3 protein-coding genes and 1 pseudogene are annotated in these 2,906 nt (G+C 71.3%); 3 read left to right on the top strand and 1 reads right to left on the bottom strand.

Features of this window, described 5'->3' with window-relative positions; translation table 11 throughout:
• From FUT87_RS10135 to FUT87_RS10125, 3 genes are all read left to right on the top strand, one after another.
• On the top strand, window positions 1–259 hold a 259-nt coding region (locus FUT87_RS10135), incomplete at its 5' end, for a ZIP family metal transporter (protein WP_404935384.1).
• Between the two features lie 250 nt (window positions 260–509).
• Window positions 510–1,217, top strand: coding sequence for a hypothetical protein (locus FUT87_RS10130; RefSeq protein WP_147240938.1), 708 nt, complete (start codon window positions 510–512; stop codon window positions 1,215–1,217).
• A 151-nt stretch (window positions 1,218–1,368) separates the two neighbouring features.
• Window positions 1,369–2,124, top strand: a complete 756-nt coding sequence (locus tag FUT87_RS10125) for a carbonic anhydrase (protein ID WP_147240937.1) — start codon at window positions 1,369–1,371, stop codon at window positions 2,122–2,124.
• A gap of 92 nt (window positions 2,125–2,216) precedes the next feature.
• Here the strand turns inward: FUT87_RS10125 and FUT87_RS10120 are convergent.
• Window positions 2,217–2,906: pseudogene (locus tag FUT87_RS10120) on the bottom strand (acyl-CoA dehydrogenase family protein); the annotation flags it as partial.

Raw genomic sequence — 2,906 nt, 5'->3', positions numbered from 1 at the left:
CTCGCGCCGCAAGGCCTTGCTGCTGGGCGCGGCCTCGGGCCTGGTGGAGCCGGTGGGCGCGGTGCTGGGCGCCTGGGTGGTCTCGGCCTGGCCGCTGCTGCTGCCCTGGGGACTGGGGTTCGCGGCGGGCGCGATGCTCTTCGTCATCAGCCACGAGATCATTCCCGAGTCGCACCGCAAGGGCCATGAGCGCTGGGCGACGCAGGGCCTGATGCTCGGCTTCGCGCTGATGATGGTGCTGGACACGGCACTGGGCTGACACGGCGCCGGCGGACGCGGCGCGGGAGCGCCGTCGGCCGGCACAGCGCGACGCGGGTCCTGCACGGCCGGTCGTGCGGTGCGTCACGGGCCCGCCGGCAGGCGCCAAAGGCCGTTTTACAACTCGCCGCGCGCAAGCGGCAAACCGTCACGTCGCCCCCGGCGTCATCGGCGGCCGACCGCGCACAAGCGCGCTGCGGCCCGTCACCATCGGTGCTCTGCCCTCATCGATCCGCAGGACCCGAGCCGTGATGAAGAAGTTGCCCGCCGCGCTGTTCGCGCTTGCCGCCGTGATCACGGTGTGCTCGACCCCCGCCACGGCCGCGGGCCTGACACCGCTGGAGCAGCGCTGGATCGCGGGCATGACGCCGGTGCTGCAGCATGCGAAGGCGTCCGGCATGCCGGTGGACGTGGTCGTGCAGCCGCAGGATGCGCCGGAGGCCGCGCCGCTGGCGCTGGGCTTCAGGGACGGCCGCTGCAAGCTGGTGCTGAGCCTGCGCGGCAACCCGGAGGGCGAAGCGACGATGCAGCGCCTGCCCGCCGGCCTGGAGGACAGCGCGCTGGAACTGATGGCGGCGCACGAACTGGGCCATTGCCGCCGCTACCTGGATGGCGTCTGGTTCAACCTGCCGGCCGGCTTCTCGGCCGCGCCGGCGCCCGACGGCCTCAGCCCCGACCTGCAGCGGGCCTATCTCTCGATGAAGTCGGCGCGCCGCGAGGAAGGTTACGGCGACCTCGTCGCGCTGGGCTGGACGGCCCAGCGCCATCCGGCGCAGTACGCCGCGCTGCACGCCTGGCTGAGCGCCGAGCGCGCCCGGGACCTGCTGCCCGGCAGCCACCACGACACGCTGGCCTGGCTCAAGCTGGCCCGCGACCCGCAAGCGCTGGGCAGCGCGCCGTCGATGTTCGATGCGGCCCTGCCGGTCTGGCAGCACGGGCTCAACCTCGACGAGGACTGAGCGGGCGCACGGATCGACGTGCGGACGAAGTTCTTAACGGCACCTTGTCGTTACCTGAACGCAGAGGAAACGCCCAGGGCGCCACACTGCCGCCGCCCGGTTCCCCCACGCGGGGGCCGGACTTCCTCCCACGTCTCACTTGGCGCCCCTCATGAACCTGTCCGCACGCCCGCTGTTCGCCGCCCTGTCGATCGGCCTCCTGTCGTCCACCCTCGCCGTCGCCGCACCGGCGCCGCACTGGGAATACACCGGCGAAAAAGGCGCCGCCCACTGGAGCGAGGTCGACCCGTCCTTCGCCACCTGCGCGCTGGGCCACCAGCAGAGCCCGATCAACATCGACCACGCGGTCAAGGCGGACCTGCCCGCGCTCGCCTTCCATTACGGCAGCGCCGCGCCGACGATCTGGAACAACGGCCACACGGTCCAGGTGAACCTGCCGGCCGGCAACACGGTGGACGTCGGCGGCCAGAGCTACGAACTGCTGCAGTTCCACTTCCACACCCCCAGCGAGGAGCTCATCAAGGGCAAGTCGATGCCGATGGTGGTGCACTTCGTCCACAAGAACGCCGCCGGCGACCTGGGTGTCGTGGCCGTGCTGGTCCAAGCCGGCCAGGCCAATCCGGCGCTGTCTCCGGTGTTCGAGCACCTGCCCCGCGCCGGCGAGAAGATCAGCGTGGACGGCCTGTCGCTGGACCTGTCCGCGCTGCTGCCCAAGACGCTGGGCTACTACGACTTCACCGGCTCGCTGACCACGCCGCCCTGCTCGGAGGGCGTGCACTGGATGGTCCTGAAGTCGCCGATCACGCTGTCGGCCGCCCAGATCGAGGCCTTCCGCAAGCTGGTCGGCAGCAATGCGCGGCCGGTGCAGCCGCTCAACGGCCGCGAGATCAAGGAAAGCGGCGAATGACCGCTTCCGGGCCGCGGACCGGCGGCCCGGTGTCCCGGCGCCGCCGCGGGTAGCCCACCGCGGCCCTCCCGGGCCGCGACGTGGCGCCGGCTTCAGCCCAGCGCGCGTCCGATCAGGATCTTCTGGACCTCGGACGTGCCTTCGTAGATCTGCGTCACCCGGACGTCGCGGTAGATCCGCTCGACCGGGAAGTCGCTGACGTAGCCGTAGCCGCCGTGGATCTGGATGGCGGCGGAGCAGACGCGCTCGGCCATCTCGCTGGCGAAGAGCTTGGCCATCGCCGCCTCCTTGAGGCAGGGCTGGCCGGCGTCCTTCAGCGACGCCGCATGCCAGATCAGCTGGCGCGCCGCCTCGATCTGCGTGGCCATGTCGGCGAGTTTGTGCTGCATCGCCTGGTGCTCGAAGATCGGCACGCCGAAGGCCACCCGCTCCTTGCTGTAGCGCAGCGCCGCCTCGAAGGCCGCGCGCGCCATGCCCACCGACTGCGACGCGATGCCGATGCGCCCGCCCTCCAGCCCCGACAGCGCGATCTTCAGGCCCTGCCCTTCGTCGCCCAGCCGGTTGGCGGCGGGCACGCGGCAGTTCTCGAACAGGATCTGCGCCGTGTCGCTGGCGTGCTGGCCCATCTTGTCCTCGATGCGCGCCACCACGTAGCCCGGCGTGGACGTCGGCACCAGGAAGGCCGAGATCCCCTTCTTGCCGGCGGCTTGTCCGTCACCGCCATCACGATGGCGACGTCCCCGTTCTTGCCGCTGGTGATGAACTGCTTGACGCCGTTCAGG

The organism is Mitsuaria sp. TWR114 (genome assembly GCF_007997345.1).
Note: the sequence above shows the minus strand (reverse complement) of the source record. Positions and strands in the feature narration are given on the sequence as shown.